General features: G+C 33.0%; 14 protein-coding genes and 2 pseudogenes. 12 read left to right on the top strand and 4 right to left on the bottom strand.

Translation table 11 applies throughout. The annotated features are described in order from the left end of the window. Positions 1-120: 120 nt before the first annotated feature. The 4 genes from SJY24_RS18145 (at position 121) to SJY24_RS18130 (ending at position 3,477) form a co-directional block, all read left to right on the top strand. Positions 121-894 (top strand): HAD family hydrolase, encoded by a 774-nt coding sequence (locus SJY24_RS18145; protein ID WP_377865706.1) that lies wholly within the window; start codon positions 121-123, stop codon positions 892-894. A 102-nt stretch (positions 895-996) separates the two neighbouring features. Beyond that, positions 997-1,602, top strand: a complete 606-nt coding sequence (locus SJY24_RS18140) for a PRK06770 family protein (RefSeq protein WP_377865705.1) — start codon at positions 997-999, stop codon at positions 1,600-1,602. A gap of 121 nt (positions 1,603-1,723) precedes the next feature. Continuing rightward, positions 1,724-2,140, top strand: coding sequence for a MarR family winged helix-turn-helix transcriptional regulator (locus SJY24_RS18135; protein WP_377865704.1), 417 nt, complete (start codon positions 1,724-1,726; stop codon positions 2,138-2,140). A 140-nt stretch (positions 2,141-2,280) separates the two neighbouring features. Then, positions 2,281-3,477 (top strand): MFS transporter, encoded by a 1,197-nt coding sequence (locus SJY24_RS18130; protein ID WP_377865703.1) that lies wholly within the window; start codon positions 2,281-2,283, stop codon positions 3,475-3,477. A 17-nt stretch (positions 3,478-3,494) separates the two neighbouring features. On the opposite strand, the gene SJY24_RS18125 is transcribed toward SJY24_RS18130, so the two are convergent. Further along, the gene (locus SJY24_RS18125; RefSeq protein WP_377865702.1) at positions 3,495-4,391 is read right to left on the bottom strand and encodes a LysR family transcriptional regulator; all 897 of its coding nucleotides are present in this window, start codon (positions 4,389-4,391) and stop codon (positions 3,495-3,497) included. A 105-nt stretch (positions 4,392-4,496) separates the two neighbouring features. Here SJY24_RS18125 and SJY24_RS18120 point away from each other — a divergent pair, with 105 nt between their 5' ends. Then, positions 4,497-5,540: an aspartate-semialdehyde dehydrogenase gene (locus SJY24_RS18120; RefSeq protein ID WP_242311480.1), complete on the top strand. Its 1,044-nt coding sequence runs from the start codon at positions 4,497-4,499 to the stop codon at positions 5,538-5,540. A gap of 107 nt (positions 5,541-5,647) precedes the next feature. Here SJY24_RS18120 and SJY24_RS18115 read toward each other — a convergent pair. Then, positions 5,648-6,079 (bottom strand): annotated as a pseudogene (locus SJY24_RS18115) (hypothetical protein). A 348-nt stretch (positions 6,080-6,427) separates the two neighbouring features. Between SJY24_RS18115 and SJY24_RS32080 the strand changes: the two are divergent. Both SJY24_RS32080 and SJY24_RS18110 read left to right on the top strand, forming a co-directional pair. Then, a pseudogene (locus SJY24_RS32080) lies at positions 6,428-6,505 on the top strand (replication-relaxation family protein); the annotation flags it as partial. Between the two features lie 487 nt (positions 6,506-6,992). Further along, on the top strand, positions 6,993-7,304 hold the full coding sequence (locus SJY24_RS18110; protein WP_377865701.1) for a heterocycloanthracin/sonorensin family bacteriocin: 312 nt from the start codon (positions 6,993-6,995) through the stop codon (positions 7,302-7,304). Between the two features lie 292 nt (positions 7,305-7,596). Here SJY24_RS18110 and SJY24_RS18105 read toward each other — a convergent pair whose 3' ends face one another. Further along, positions 7,597-8,499 (bottom strand): LysR family transcriptional regulator, encoded by a 903-nt coding sequence (locus SJY24_RS18105; protein WP_377867271.1) that lies wholly within the window; start codon positions 8,497-8,499, stop codon positions 7,597-7,599. A 128-nt stretch (positions 8,500-8,627) separates the two neighbouring features. Here SJY24_RS18105 and gabT point away from each other — a divergent pair, with 128 nt between their 5' ends. The 5 genes from gabT (at position 8,628) to SJY24_RS18080 (ending at position 15,688) form a co-directional block, all read left to right on the top strand. Next, positions 8,628-9,974, top strand: coding sequence for a 4-aminobutyrate--2-oxoglutarate transaminase (gabT, locus tag SJY24_RS18100; protein WP_377865700.1), 1,347 nt, complete (start codon positions 8,628-8,630; stop codon positions 9,972-9,974). Then, the gene (locus SJY24_RS18095; RefSeq protein ID WP_377865699.1) at positions 9,967-10,656 is read left to right on the top strand and encodes an MOSC domain-containing protein; all 690 of its coding nucleotides are present in this window, start codon (positions 9,967-9,969) and stop codon (positions 10,654-10,656) included. Before gabT ends, SJY24_RS18095 begins: the two co-directional genes overlap by 8 nt. Before the next feature lie 260 nt (positions 10,657-10,916). Next, entirely contained in the window at positions 10,917-11,801 is an 885-nt protein-coding gene (locus SJY24_RS18090; protein ID WP_377865698.1) for a GNAT family N-acetyltransferase, read from the top strand. Between the two features lie 343 nt (positions 11,802-12,144). After that, a complete protein-coding gene (locus SJY24_RS18085) occupies positions 12,145-13,899 on the top strand; it encodes an ABC transporter ATP-binding protein (RefSeq protein WP_377865697.1) in 1,755 nt (584 codons plus the stop codon). Beyond that, positions 13,892-15,688 carry an ABC transporter ATP-binding protein gene (locus SJY24_RS18080; protein WP_377865696.1) on the top strand — a complete coding sequence of 599 codons (1,797 nt, stop codon included), beginning with the start codon at positions 13,892-13,894 and terminating at the stop codon, positions 15,686-15,688. Before SJY24_RS18085 ends, SJY24_RS18080 begins: the two co-directional genes overlap by 8 nt. Positions 15,689-16,210: 522 nt before the next feature. Here the strand turns inward: SJY24_RS18080 and SJY24_RS18075 are convergent. Next, entirely contained in the window at positions 16,211-16,795 is a 585-nt protein-coding gene (locus tag SJY24_RS18075) for a LysE family translocator (protein ID WP_377865695.1), read from the bottom strand. Positions 16,796-16,808 lie beyond the last annotated feature (13 nt).

The raw sequence follows: 16,808 nt of genomic DNA, 5'->3' as shown, positions 1-16,808 counted from the left end.
CTATTTACGGGAAATTAGACTCAAAATTCAGCGGAGGTCAACTACCCGTAAAGACTCGATTGCCTCAACGAATAATCGATGTTTCGAGTTATAACTTGTGAAGGAGGAATAAATATAAGCATGAAAAAGATTATTATTTCAGATCTTGATGGGAATTTATTAAGAAGTGATAAAACAATTTCAGAGAAATCTATTAATATTTTGAGGGAATGTAAAAATAATGGAGACGAATTGATTTTTGCTACGGCAAGGCCTCCAAGGGCTATAAAACAGTATATTCCCAACGTGTTAAAAAGTGAGATTATCATTTGTTATAACGGAGCTCTAGTTCTTAAAGGTAATGATATTTTATATGAAATGAAGATTTCTAAAAATGATATTTTAGAAATGATAGAAATAGCAAAAAAGTATAATCTTCATCAGATTTGTCTTGAAATAAATGATAAGCTGTACTCAAATTTTGATGTTACTGATTATTTTGGTGATGTGCCGTGTGAAGTCATGGATATAAGAAAGTTAAACTTTGAAAAAGCTTCTAAATTAATTGTTTGTACTCATGGCTCAATAAATAAGGAGTTCACTAAGGAATTGCCCGATGAGTGTAAGGCAGTCATTACAGATAACGGAACATTATGTCAAATTATGCATACGGATGTTTCAAAGTGGAATAGTATTCAGCATGTTCTACAGTACTTAAATCGAGACGTATCAGAAGTAATTGCATTTGGAGATGACTACAATGATATGGAAATGATTGAGAAGTGTGGGATTGGTGTAGCGATGAGCAATGCTGTTGAGGAATTAAAATCCGTCGCTAAATTTATTGCCAAAAGTAATGATGAGGATGGGGTTGCTACATTTCTGGAAAGTAATTTTTATATTTATGCTAATTAGTAGAAAAAAATGAATTGCAGTATGTTGCGAAAAAAGAGAAGCTATATCTGTTTTTGATAGATAGAAATTATGAAAAGGGCTATGTGGGAGGAAACAGGCGAGATGAAAACACTATTTAAAGTATTAGGGATTATCGCGGGGATGGTAGTAATCGGGGTAGGTCTAACATATGGGGTATTGTATTATTTGAATCACAGTAAACCAGCTGCGAAAAAGGAATCACCAGCCGCTCCGGCAGTAGAAGTGCTAGCTGATAGTAATGTAAAAGCTGAAGATGCAAAGCTTTTAGAAAATGGCAATCATTCATTACCGAATAGCGGTTTTAATAAAAATTTTAAGTGGACAGATGAGAACATACAGACAGCACTACATGAAATGGCACATCAAAAAACGAAAGCTGATCAAAAATGGGGCTATATTTTTATTACACAAGAACGAATTGAAAGTTTACTTGAAATTATAAATAGTAATGATGTTGCACAAAAAAGTACATATGTGGATATTTTAGAACGATGGAAACAAGGAAAATATGAAAAGGTTGATGTGGACCACAACAAGATTTGGAAATTGCAAAGTGGGAATTTAGGAGAAGGGAAAGGAGTAATGTCAGAAAAGGAGCAAAAAGAATTAATTAATCAAGTTTTTATACAAAAAGGTACATATTCAGGTAGTAAATTAATTGCAGGTGAGGTACAAGCTAATAAATAATATACATATTGATTTTGAAACACCTTTGTGGGTATAAATGCAAAGGTGTTTTTATTGACACAAGAAATAAATGGGAATATGATTCATATATGAAATAAATTAGAGGGGCTTAAATATACATATGAATAACAGAGAGCTTTACGGAAATATTCGTGATGTTTATCATTTACTCCAAAGAAATTTAGATAAAGCAATTGAACAATATGATATAAGTTATGTTCAATTCGGAGTAATTCAAGTACTCGCAAAATCTGGGAAAGTATCCATGTCAAAGTTAATTGAAAACATGGGATGTGTTCCAAGTAATATGACAACAATGATTCAACGGATGAAGCGTGATGGTTACGTTATGACAGAGAAGAACCCCAATGACCAACGTGAAACGCTCGTTTATTTAACTAAAAAAGGTGAAGAAACAAAAAAGCAAGTAGATGTGCAATATAGTGATTTTTTAAAAGAGAACTGTGGTTGTTTTACGAAAGAAGAAGAAGAGCATTTAGACGCTTTATTATTAAAGTGGAAGATGCATTTGAGTTAAATATAATAAAAATGTAACATTCTGTTACATTTTTATTTATATAAATACTTCATATATGAAATAAAAACTAGTGCAACGATAAAAGAAGGGAGATAATTATAAGGAGTTATTTTATATGTGAAATAAAAGGGGAGTTTTATATGGAGGTAAAGTCGATGATACGTATTTTGGCAATTGTAGCTTTTTTTGTCGGGCTAGATTCATTACTTGTGGCACCTTTATTACCAGCTATTACAGAAACAATCAGTATGCCTGATGGGAGTGGAGGACTTTTAATTACTGTTTATGCACTTTGTTATGGAATAACGGCACCTTTATTCGGACCAATGTCTGATAGAGTTGGAAGGAAACGTATGATAATAATGGGGTTTGTTATTTTCTCCATTTCTACATTTTGTACAGGAATAGCTAAGTATTTTGAAATACTTTTATTATTTCGTGGTCTAACAGGTTTAGCCGGTGCAATGATTATGCCAAGTATATTTGCATTAGTAGGAGATAAAGTTACATATGAGTCAAGGGGAAATGCAATGGGAACGATTATGGGAGCAATGGTAGGTTCGACAGTCATCGGAGTACCCATAGGCGCATTTTTATCTGAAGTAGGAAATTGGCAGTGGACATTTTATTGTATAGGACTATTAACTTTATTTATTACATTACTAGTTAATCAGCTATTAGAAAATGAAAAACCGAGAGATGAGGTGCGTGTTTCTATAACGAAGACGTTGATTGCATCGTTAAAAATGGTTTTAGTAAATGTATCAGTTTTATTTGCATTATTAGCAACGTTCCTATGGACAATTGGATTACACGGAATGTTTTCATACATAGGTGTTTATTATGGAAGTAACTTTGGACTTTCTGTTGACGAGATAGGGATGGTCATCTTTCTGGCGGGAATTGGTAGTGTGGCTGGAAATATTTTTGGTGGAAAGTTAGCTGATAAAGTAGGAAAGAGGAATGTTGTTTCCATTGCCAGTATTGTAGCCTCAATTAGTGTAATGATATTCTCGCTTTCTATAGAAAATCTAGCAATTGCAATTACTGTACATATAATTTGGAGTTTATTTATTGGATTTGGCCAAGCATCATTAACGGCTTTAATTTCAGAATTAAAACCAGCTGTGCGAGGGACTGTGATGGCATTAAATAGTTCTGCCATGTATATTGGAATGACCATTGCTTCTGGAGCAGCTTCACTTGCAGTAAGTAATGGATTGCCGTTTTCTTCTTTAGGAATTATGTGTGCAATTGCTAGTTTACTAGTTCTTCCAATCGTATATGCTTTAGTTAAAGAAAAGGAAACGTCTAATAAAAAGAACATGACTATATAAGTTAACTACTATCTCTATTATATTTTTGTCTTTTTTAATAATGTAAGAAACGATTGTAAAACGGGTGAAATCCATCTAGATTTATGATAGATTACATGGCTTTGAATAACTGTTGGAGTTTCGATAGGCTGATAACAGAGTTGTTCTTTTTGACAACTTTCTTGTACAACGATGTAAGGAAGAATTGAAATTCCTAACTCACACATCACGGATTGTTTAATGACTTCAACATTGGAAGTTTCAAATGTTTTAGCTGGAATAGTCCCGCTTTGACGTAAAAAACGATCTACCATCGGTCTATAGCCACAGCTTTGTTCTGTAAAGATAAACTGGGTATCCTTTAATAAACAAAATGGATTAGAGTGTGTTGAGTAATGAGTAGGTAAAATCCATCCAAATGTTTCATTACAAAAAGTACGCGTAATAAAATCATTATGTTCCATACTTTCTCCAATTATGAAAATAACATCTGTTTCTCCTTCACGCAGCTTATTCATTGCTTGTTCGTTTGTAGTTGTTTCCAGTACGATATTTATTTTCGGATTTTCCTGTTTGTAAGTACGTAATAATTGTGGTAAACGATACACTGCTAATGATTCGTTAGAGGTAATTGTTAATGTTCCCTCTAAATTATCACTATTTTGAGGGATTTCTTGCGCTTTTTCATAAATAGCAAGTAATTCTAGGGAATAAGGATGAAATTGATGACCTGCTTTTGTAAGAAGTATTTTTTTTCCTAATCGATCGAATAGAGGAATGTTTAAATCGCTCTCTAATGATTTAATATGGGCGGTCACTGTAGATTGCGCATAACCTAATGCATGAGCAGCTTTAGAAAAGTTGCCATATTTAACAATGGCACAAAATGTTTTAACATGTCTCATTTCCATAAGCAATCCCTCTTTTATTATCATGATTTGTGAATGATTATATCATGTATTTCAATTTTCTAAATGATTAAATTCTTTATAAAATGAAATTGTAGAAATATTCATTCAAGTGATATTGGAGGAGAAAAGATGATCAAAAAAGGTTATCATGTAGCTGTTGTTGGAGCTACAGGTGCAGTTGGGCAGAAAATTATTGAACTGTTAGAGAAAGAAACTAAATTTAATATAGTTGAAGTTATATTGCTTTCATCAAAACGATCTGCTGGTAAGGTAGTGCAATTTAAAGGACGAGAGATAATTGTACAAGAGACAAAAACAACTAGTTTTGAAGGTGTAGACATTGCATTTTTTAGTGCTGGAGGAGAAGTTTCTAGACAATATGTAAATCATGCAGTTTCTAGTGGTGCAATCGTAATTGACAACACAAGTGAATACCGAATGGCACACGATGTACCACTCGTCGTTCCAGAAGTAAATGCACATACTTTAAGGGAACATAAAGGGATCATTGCAGTTCCGAATTGCTCAGCACTACAGATGGTAACAGCTCTTCAGCCAATTCGAAAATCATTTGGTATAGAACGAATTATTGTTTCCACGTATCAAGCCGTATCAGGATCAGGGATTCATGCGATTCATGAATTAAAAGAACAGGCTAAGTCAATGCTTACAGGTGAAGAAGTGAAGAGTACTATATTACCAGCGAAAAAAGATAAAAAACATTATCCAATTGCATTTAATGTATTGCCGCAAGTGGATATATTTACAGACAACGATTTCACATTCGAAGAAGTAAAGATGATTCAAGAGACGAAGAAAATTTTAGAAGATCCAAATCTGAAAATGGCAGCTACTTGCGTCAGAGTTCCAGTTGTATCGGGGCATTCTGAATCGGTTTATATTGAACTTGAAAAAGAAGCGACCGTTGCAGAAATTAAAGAAGTACTACTGAATGCACCAGGTGTTATTTTACAAGATAATCCTAGTGAACAAATTTATCCAACGCCATTATATGCAGAGGGTAAAAGAGATACATTTGTAGGTAGAATACGCAAAGATCCGGATACGCCAAAAGGATTCCATCTTTGGATTGTTTCTGATAATTTATTAAAAGGTGCGGCTTGGAACTCAGTTCAAATCGCAGAGACATTGGTGGAAAAGGGGATTATTTAGTATAAATTTATATAAATATTGAAAATAGGAGGATATATGGGAAACCGTTAATTATAATGGTTTCCCATTTTTTACTTAATGAGTATTCTCCTAACTTCAATTTGAATTTAATTTAAGTTAGTTTTTATAGTGTTTTTATAAATATCAATTTTATTTGCAGAGAATTTTAAAAATCTAGGCTCTCCATTAATTGTGAGATAAATATTAATTGAGATTGGCATCTCAACCTTTTTCACTACATCTTCTATAGCAATATACTCATTTTCTTTTTCGTTATAAAAAACAATGGAACTAATTAATACCTCGTTATTTTCAATATCAATACTACACATCATAGGGAATTTCTCATCATTATGTATTATTAATTCGCCCAGTACTATTGAACCGTTTAATTCTTCTGTGAAATTTATAGTTTCCACTGGTTTTACCCACGTTTCATCGCACTCTTCATTTTCCTCTTCATCTATTGCCCATTCTCATATCGGGTTTTGTTTCAAGTCTTCAATAGTCAATTCATCAACTGGTTTGCTTTTATTCATAAGTACTTTCCTCTCTTAACATAATAAATGGATGATTCAAAAATTTATTCTTTAACTGTTCAATGTGGCTATTTCAATCTTATACATACAAGTTTGCTCGTTTCAAAAAATAGTTGATCGCCAATAAGAAGTTTCAATATAGAGCTTTATTCATTTGGAACTATTTAATCTAGTTTTGAAATGTTATACACACATTAATAATAATCAGAATGTATGTTCTTGCAACGATTTTAACAAGATTTTGAGTAGACATCAAATAATATTTATTTTAGTCAGCTGAAAAGAAAAAAGGACTGTGATAAAAGAGGTTAAATGATAAAAATAAGGGTTGGAAATACACCGGAGATAAAAATAAATGAAGAGAAGTTAAAAAAGTAAGAAGAGCTTACGCAGATTTATAAACAGAAGCATAATGGAAAAATACCGTTCAAAATTAGCTCTGATATAGCAGTTATTGAAGCGAAGAAAAAGATGGGAGTGCATATTGGAAATACGAAGATGACCAAACAAAATTATGGAATATACGACTATAGAACTAGAAAATGATAACATAAATCTAAATGTTATTGTTTAAATTCATATTTTATAATTTCCATTTGTAAAAATGAGCCCATAGTAAAAACAACCTAAAAATAGGCATATGAACAAGGTACATCATCTAGTGATAGGTCATATTTTGTAGGTGTACGTATTGAACTTAGTTTAACCCGCTATTTGTGGGCAGTAAAACTCCCACCTCAAAATTCGACTGGAGCAAAGAAGTTAGGTGGGAGTCGGGCTAATAATCAGTGGGGGATGAACACTCCCCACTGATTAAAGTTTCACTTTATAGCGCTATCTCTACTTAGATTTAACGAACAGAAATATAGGAAAGCATCGATTGGGTTGTAGTTTATAAACGGAGGTCATGAAAATGAATAAGTTTCAACAAGAACTACAAGCGTTAAGCCTAAATGATTATCAGTCTGGAAATATTTTGTATTGGGACCAGCAAAGCCAATATCCATATTACTATATTACAGATGATGCTCGTCGCTGTGGCGGTTGTGGCGGTGGTCGTTGTGGTGGTGGTGGTCGTTGTGGCGGTTGTGGCGGTGGTCGTTGTGGTGGATTCCGTTGTTTTGGTTGCTTCGGTTGCTTTAGTTGTTTTGGTTGTGGTGGTTGCTCTAATTGCTCTAATTGTTTTGATGGTTTTAATGGCACTACTGTAACATATGAATATTGATAAGAGACAAAAAGGAATCCATTTTGAAAAAAGATTGATCGAAACGGATTCCTACTTTTTGAAGCATTATATAATTTTTATAAAAATGTGCTAACTTGCTAATATCTATACGAAATAGACATAAAATATCGCTGATGGGTAGCTTAATAAAACGATAATAATTAAGCACTTATAATGAATAATAGGTTATTAGAAAAGAAACCATAAAATGTAATGTTTTATATCATTATAAAAAGAGATTATTCTAATAGGTCGTTGTGTAACGGCTACATAGGATAATCTCTTTTTATGTTTAATTTTGTAGAGAATGTACTGTTAACTTTAGTTGTTCAATAAATTCTCGGGTAGCAGCGCACATATATTTATCTTTTCTATAAATAAGTCCTATATCTATTGTTGGAGTGGGGTTTTCAATTTTAATAGATTGAATGTGTTCGCTTTGCAAAAAATCTATATAAGGTTTTGGTAATACTGTAATTCCCATATCTTTTGAGACCATTTGAATTAAAGATTCCATCGTACTAATTTCTAAAATTGGTTTTGGTGTAAAGTTGAATTTTTGACAATGAGATGTAATTAGTTCGGTTAAAAAGAAATTTTTAGGTAAAAGAATTAAAGGGTAGTTCTGTAATTCAGCAATAGATACATGATCACGTCCAGTTAATCGATGACCGGTTGGTACGACTAATGTAAGTTCACTTTTATATAGTGGGATGGAAACAATCTCTTTATCTTGTACCGGGAGAAATGTAATGCCAATATCCAATTCATTTTGTAATAATTTTTCGCGAATTTCTCCTGTGCGAAGCCCTAACACAGAAAGTTCAATATTTGGATATAAATTATTAAAATTTAAAATAGCCGGCGGTAGTAAATAATTTACGACGGTTAACAAAGATCCTATTGTTAAGGAACCGTGCTGTAATCCATTTAAATCTTGAATGGCAGAACGAGCTTGTTCGACTTCATGAAAAATGGTTTTACTATGTGATAATAAAATTCTTCCTGCTTCAGTTAAAGATATCTTTTTACCAATTCGATCGAAAAGCGGCATTCCCACTTCGTGTTCTAATGCACGTATTTGTTGACTTAGTGAAGGTTGTGAAATGTTTAATTTCTCAGCTGCTTTTGTAAAATGCAACACTTTTGAAACAGCTAAAAAGTATTCTAGTTGTCGTAATTCGATTGGAATCACCTCAAATTTAATCATAGGATATACCTATCATTATTATATAAATAATTGAATTGAACAATGGTTCTGAGAGATTTATAATCACTTTATCAGAAATGAATTAATAAAAAAATAGATGAGGTGAAGAGGAATTGTTGAAATCAAGCGTATTACCGGGCAGTTATTCACAAGTACTTCAAAAAAGGTATGAGGAGGCTGTACCGACAGGAATATATCATTTAACACCTTTATATGTAAAAGAAGCAAGAGGAGCGATTATTACAGATGTAGATGGAAATCAGTATATTGATTTTGCTGGTGGAATTGGAATGCAAAATGTCGGGCATTGTCATCCGAAAGTCGTAAGAGCGGTACAAAAACAAGCAGAAACATTTATTCATCCGTGTTTTCATGTAACTCCATATGAAAATTACATTACTTTAGCAGAGAAAATTAATGAAAAAGTACCAGGAACAAGTAAGAAAAAAACGATGTTTGCAAATAGTGGTGCGGAAGCAGTTGAAAATGCTGTAAAGATCGCACGTAAAGTAACAGGGAGAAGTAAAGTAATCTCGTTTGAACGAGGGTTTCATGGGAGAACCTTAATGACGATGTCTTTATCGACCAAAGAAAATCCATATAAAGCAGGATTTGGTCCGTTCGTTTCAGACATGCATATATTGCCGTATCCGTACTATTACAGAGCTGAAGAAGGCGTTTCTTCTGAAGAGGTGGATTCTCAGGTCATCTATCAGCTTGAAAAGTTTTTAGAAGCAGTATCACCTGAAAAAGTAGCGGCAATCGTAATGGAACCAGTACAAGGAGAAGGTGGATTTATTGTTCCTTCTATTTTATTTGTAAAACGAATCCGGGAGATTTGTGATCAATATGGTATTTTAATGATAATGGATGAGGTGCAAACTGGATTTGGTCGAACTGGGAAATGGTTTGCAACGGAACATTTTCAAATAGAGCCTGACATTATTACATTATCAAAATCAATAGCTGGAGGCTTACCATTAAGTGCAATTGTTGGCCGTGCTGAATTGATGGATATTCCTGGGAGAGGACAAATCGGTGGGACCTTTGCAGGAAGTCCATTATCATGTGCAGCCGGTCTTGCTGTATTTGAAATTATGGAAGAAGAAAATCTAGTTGAAAGAGCCCAGCAAGTCGGAAATAGAATAATGTCACATTTACATGAAATGCAATTGAAATACGAAGCTATAGGTGACGTACGTGGAATTGGTGCAATGATTGCAATGGAACTTGTAACGGATCGTATAACAAAAGAACCAGCAAAAGAACTAACAGTAAAATTAATTGATGAGTTCTGGAAGAATGGGCTTATAAGTATTGGGGCAGGGATATTTGATAATGTACTACGTTTTTTACCGCCTCTTGTCATTTCAAATGAAGAAATTGATAAGGGTTTTGAAATAATAAATCAATCTTTTGAAAAATTGTGTGGAAAGTTAGAGGGCAATTATGATGGATAAAGTATATGAGGTACTATCACTAAATATAGGATTGCCAAAAGAGGTTATATATGGTGGGAAGTTAATTCAAACAGGCATAAATAAAGTTGAAACAAAGGAACCTATATATTTATCGTTTGTAAAATTTAAAGGTGATGGCCAAGCGGATTTAGTTCATCATGGTGGAGTGGATAAAGCAGTTTGTGTGTATTCGGGAGAACATTATGGATATTGGGAGAAAGAATTGAGTCAAGACCTTGTTTATGGAGCCTTCGGAGAAAATATAACAGTTAGCGGTATGCGCGAAGAGGATGTTTGTATTGGTGATACGTTTCAACTTGGAGATGCGATAGTACAAGTTACGCAGCCAAGACAGCCTTGTTTTAAACTAGCTAAGAAATACAATGTTCCAAAGTTACCATTGTATTTTCAAGAAACAGGATATACAGGGTTTTATTTTCGCGTATTAAAAGAAGGATGGGTATCACCAGTCGATACGTTAAAATTGCTGAAATCTGATTCGAAAGGTATTACAGTAGCGTTTGCTAATTGTATCATGCATAAAGAAAAACAAAATATGGAGGGATTAAAAAGAATTTTAGAAGTACATGCGCTTTCTACTAGTTGGAGAAAGACATTTGAAAAACGAATGAGGGGAGAAGAAATTAATACGAAGGAGAGGATTGAAGGAACAAAAGATTAAATAAATATTTTTTTATAAATGGTGCATTTCTATTAGTAAAAACTCATTAGAAAGCGCTATTTATTATATAATAAACTTATTAATATTAAAAAATCTTAATATTGGTTTATTCGACTTATTTTTAAAGAGTCAAAACATAAAATTAATTAGATTCTTTTTTTATGTTTTATGGTACTATATTGATTTGTAAGACCTATTATTTTATGGGTAGATCTTATAGGTTTATCTAATTTAATGGAATCGACGTATGGAGGTACAACATGGGGAATGTTGAAAAAATTGCAAATCTTCTATTAGAAGAACCGAAAAGAGAGCAGTTATTTCCTTTATTTGAAGAAGTGTTTGGGATTACAAGTCAAACATTACATGATTTTTCAGAGAAAGGATATTGGGATTATACATATAAAGCTTTATCATTTATACAAGATGATAAAGTGATTGCAAATGTTGCGGCGTTTTCACTTCCGTTACTAATTAATGGTGAAAAAATAAATGCAGCGGGTATTCAATCAGTAATGACACATCCGGATTTTCGTAGACAAGGACTAATGACACAATTGCTTAATAAGATGATAGAAGAAATTGATAAGCAATGTGAATATGCTGTCTTGTTTACTGAAACCCCTGAACTATATAAATCATTTGGATTTCAAATTGTGCAGGAATATCTGATGACTATACCATATGATAAAAAGAATAATAAAGATTCTATACTTAGAAAGTTAGATTTTTATAATGAAGAGGATAGAAATTCAATAAATGAAATAATTGAAAATGGTCAAAGGCTTTCTAATATGTTTTCGACAATAAATTATCGATCTTCGTTTTATTTGAAAATGTATGACTTAAAGTGGAATGAGAAACTGTATTATTCTAAGAAACTAGATGCGATGATCGTTTATGAAGTAGAAAATGAAAAGCTAAAGTTATATGGAGTATTTGCTCCAGTACTTCCGATTTTAGATGAATTATGTGAGGAAATCTCTGAATCATTTACAGAGGTTGAATTTTACTTTTGCCCAGATCAATTAGGGATTGATGAGGTACAATATACAGAATTACAGTCTAGTAAGTATTTAATGGTTCGGAGTAATAAAGAATTAGATTTAAAAGGGTATAGATTCCCAGTTTTAACGGATTTTTAAATATTCATTTAGATGCTTTTGATGAAGGATAAAGGTAATAATCGTATTAAAAAATTTTTACATGTGGAATCCATCTGAAAATAATGGGTTTAAGATTGAATTTTACAATTAAACAAATATAAATAAAAAACCGCATTCTTTTTATTTAGAATGCGGTTTTTGTATTTACGTAAGATAAAGCACATTTATTGACCAGAAAGTCATTAATGCTTATCATTTAATAATGTTAAATATTAATTTACATAATATATTAGAAGTAATGAAGAAATTCTAGACTAAATCGTTTAGATAAGGAGGAATATAAATTATTCAATGGTAATTTCATGAAAAAAGGAGATTATGTATGAAATCATTTCGCAAGTTGTTACAGTATTTAAAACCATACATGTTCTTCGCTATTATTGGACCGCTATTTATGGTACTTGAGGTCGCGATGGACTTAATTCAACCGACAATTATGCAACATATTATTGATGTTGGAATTGCAAATCGGGATTTGAATTATGTAATAAAAATGGGGCTTCTTATGATAGGGGCAGCAGCGCTCGGTTTAGTTGGAGGACTTGGTTGTATGATGTATTCTACAAAAGCTGCTGTTAATTTCGCTACAGACATACGAAAAGATGTGTTTACGAAAATAGAAACATTTTCTAGTAAAAATCGGGATACATTTGGAACAGGAAAATTATTAACGATTGTTACAAATGATATTACATCCATTCAATCGGCGATGACGATGACATTACGCGTTCTCGTTCGTGGACCATTGCTATTTATCGGTAGTATAATTATTGTTTTTGTAACAGCGAGAGAGTTATTTCCTATATTACTTGTAGTTGTACCAATTTTATTGCTGGCGATTATTTTAATTGCAAGTAAAGCAAGTGGAACGTTTAAAAAGGTGCAAGAAGCATTAGATAAAGTGAATACAAAGTTACAAGAAAATTTATCTGGTGTACGTGTTATAAAAGCGTACGTAAGACAAAAATATGAAATCGCTCAGTTTGGAAATGTTAATACAAGTTTAACGAAGATAAATATTCGAGCTGTGCAGCTTATCTCCTTAATGATGCCAATCATTATGCTAGTTGTAAGCGGTGGGATTGTCGCAACACTATGGATTGGTGGAGAAAAAGTATTTAATGGAACTCTTCAAGTAGGAGCGATTTTAGCATTTATTAACTATTTGAATATCATTTTAATGGCACTTATGTCTATTAGTATGGTATTTATTCAAATTGCTCGAGCTTTTCCATCTGCGGATCGTGTACAACAAGTTTTAAATACTGAAGTTGATATTATGAGCGAAGCAAATGCGATTGAACCTGAGCAAATCGAGGGGAATATTGATTTTAAAGGTGTTAGTTATAGTTATACGAAAAATAATGAATACGTTTTAAAAGATATTACATTCAGCATAGGTAAAGGTGAAAAAGTAGGAATTATCGGTTCTACAGGAAGTGGTAAATCTACTTTAGCTAAGCTGTTACCGCGTTTATATGATGTTGATCAAGGTGAAATATGTATTGATGGAATAAATATTAAGACATATGATTTACAAAAATTACGTGCTTCAATAGGTTTTGTACCTCAAAAGGCATTGCTGTTCTCAGGTAGTATAGAAGAGAATTTACGTTATGGTAAAGAAGATGCCACACACGATGAATTGGAAATAGCAGCTTCATCTGCTTGTGCGACTGAGTTTATCAACAAGTTAGAAGATTCTTATCAATATAATTTAACACAAGGTGCGACGAATTTATCAGGTGGACAAAAACAACGTGTATCAATTGCAAGAGCCTTAGTGAGAAAACCATCTATTCTTGTATTAGACGATTCTACATCGGCAGTTGATGCGAAATCAGAATCTGTAATACAAGAAGCATTAAGGTCGAGATATAGTGGCACAACGACATTTTTAATAGCATCAAAAATATCCTCTATTATAGATGCTGATAAAATTCTCGTTCTGGATAACGGGGAATTAGTTGGAAGTGGTACGCATGAGGCTTTATTGGCAACATGTGAAGTGTATCAGGAAATTTATCTTTCCCAAGGTGGTAACCTGCAGCAAGAAGGAGGGGAAGAGCGTGCGTAATTTTCAAGGCCAATTTGGAAATAAAGGTGGACGTAATAATCCGAAAAAGGGAAAAGCAAAGAATACTAAAGGAACTATAATGCGAGTATGGAACTACATGGGGTATCAAAAAGCATCTCTTATGTTCGTTATTATTCTTGTATTTATCACGACATTACTAGGTTTACTTGGGCCATATTATATGGGGGTCATCATTGATGAATATATTGTACCGAAGGATTTAAGCGGGACAGCGAGAATGTGCATGCTGCTCATTGCAATATATGGGGTAACCGTATTGTTAACATGGTTACAAACATTTGTCATGATTAATGTTGCATTAAAAACAATACAAAAAATACGACAAGATATTTTTGGAAAAATCCAAACACTGTCTCTACGATTCTTTGATGTACGTTCTCAAGGTGATTTAATGAGCCGTGTGACAAATGATATTGATAACTTAAATCAAGCTTTGACACAAAGTGTTGTGCAAATCATTTCATCAGCGTTGACGTTTATAGGTGTAACAATTGCGATGTTTTCATTAGATTGGATTTTAGCAATTGTCACTTTAATTACGGTACCTATTATGTTTTTCGTTACAAAAAAACTAGTTGCTTATAGTGGGAAAAACTTTGCGAAACGTCAAAAGGATTTAGGAGAATTAAATGGGTTTATTGAGGAAGCTATTACAGGTGCAGACGTAACTACGTTATATGGAAAAGAAAAAGAAACCGTACATAACTTCAATAAAATTAACGAACAGCTAAGAATTTCAGCAACGAAAGCTGAAACATTTTCAGCATTTATTTTTCCGAGTATGAACTTTATTAATAACTTAGGAATGGGGCTTGTAATTGGAGCTGGATCAGTTATGGTATTAAACGGAATGACAACAGTAGGTGTCATTGCTGCTTTTATTAACTATTCTCGTCAATTCGCAAGACCACTTAGTCAATTTGCAACGTTAATGAATACGATTCAAGCGGCAGTTGCTGGCGGAGAACGTGTCTTCGAAATTATGGATGAAGTGCCAGAAATTCAAAATAAAAAAGATGCAGTACTTGTACAAGATTTACAAGGGCGCGTTACGCTTGAGAAAGTTTCATTTGGGTACGAACAGGACAACATGATTTTAAAAGATGTGAGTCTTGAGGCGAATCCGGGGGAGACAATCGCTTTAGTCGGTCCAACCGGATCAGGAAAAACAACAATTATAAATTTGCTAACTCGCTTTTATGACATTCCAAAAGGACAAATTAGTATTGATGAAAAAGATATAAAGGATTATGATATTAATTCTTTACGGAGTAAAATAGGGGTTGTTTTACAGGATACGTATTTATTTGCTGGGACGATTATGGATAATATCCGTTATGGACGATTAGATGCAAGTGATGAAGAAGTAATTAATGCAGCTAAGGCAGCATCGGCGCATTCTTTTATTAAACATTTACCGGATCAATATGAAACAGAAATTGCTTCAGAAGGTTCAAATTTAAGTCAAGGACAAAAACAACTTCTTGCGATCGCACGAGCAATTCTAGCAGATGCAGATATATTAATTCTCGATGAAGCGACATCTAATATTGATACGAGAACAGAATTACAAATTCAAGCAGGATTAAATAATTTAATGAGAGGGCGAACGAGCTTTGTAATTGCTCATCGACTGAAAACGATTGAAAAAGCAGATCAAATACTTGTAATAAAAGATGGAAGTATTTTAGAGAGAGGAAATCATGAAACTCTCATGGAAGATGGAGGGTTTTACTTTGATTTGTATACGAGTCAGTTTAAAATTTAACAAAAACATTGATGTGGTGAGGTTTCTCTAGAAAAGAGAAACCTCATTTTTTATATTTGCAAACATTGTCATCCGAATAGTCTTTCACTGAATGTTTTAACAGCGTCCTTTTGCAGACTAGGTGAAAAGAGGTTGGCTTGATCATAAAGGCTGGTGGTATGAAGTTGAGTAAACTTGAAGTAAGATTGATTCGGTGTTTGTTGCTTCGTTATTTGGGGGGATAAGTCAGTTTGGTTTCAGCTTATATTTAGTGGTACATGAACAAAAATCCGCTTCGATTAAAGCTATACGTTATTATTTTTTTGCAGAAAACTCCCGCCTTAAGGAGTGAATAGAACAGAGTCCAATAAATAGATGGGAGATTTGAGCGGGCTAGGTAAAAACTTTAAGCATTTGTGACATATCGGAATTAGTTCGTTTCGATATGTCACAAATGGTATATAGATTACTATTAAAAACAATCTAAGCTTTAAAAATTTTATATGGAAAGATAGTTTATAAGTAACCAGAATGAGTATAGAGCTAGTTTATAACAATTGATATAGCACTGAAAACCAATAAAACAGCCATAATGATGTTAAATAACTGAGTATGTTTTAATAAAAGTTTTTGGAACATTGAACCAAACAGGCTCCAACTAAATGTACTCATTAAACCGACTACACCTAGAAATAAAGAAAAAAGTAGAAAACTGGAATATGAATTGTAGTAAGGGAGAATAAAAGTAGAAACTACAGTCAGTCCGAATAATATCCCTTTAGGGTTAACAAACTGAAGAAAAATCCCCACTGTAAATAAGTTTTTATTATCTTTTTCATCGGGATCTGTACTGCCTTTACTAGTGAGTATTTTAAAAGCTAAATATAGCATGTATGCTACTCCTAAAATTTTTAAAGGTAATTCGATTTTGGGTAAAATATTAATTAGTACGATATTAAAGAAACTACATAAAGAAGTGAGGAGGAAAAAACCGAAAGCTACTCCTAAGCAAAATTGCATGCTCCTTTTCAAACCAAGTTGATTTGCGTATGTCATTGCTAAAAAATTGTTAGGACCGGGTGTGAAGCTACTTATAAAAACAAATAATAAAAAAGAAAATAAAGGCATTTCAAAACCCCCT

The sequence above is a fragment of the Bacillus sp. R86525 genome (genome assembly GCF_042466195.1).
Classification (GTDB): Bacteria; Bacillota; Bacilli; order Bacillales; family Bacillaceae_G; genus Bacillus_A; species Bacillus_A nitratireducens.
Note: the sequence above shows the minus strand (reverse complement) of the source record. Positions and strands in the feature narration are given on the sequence as shown.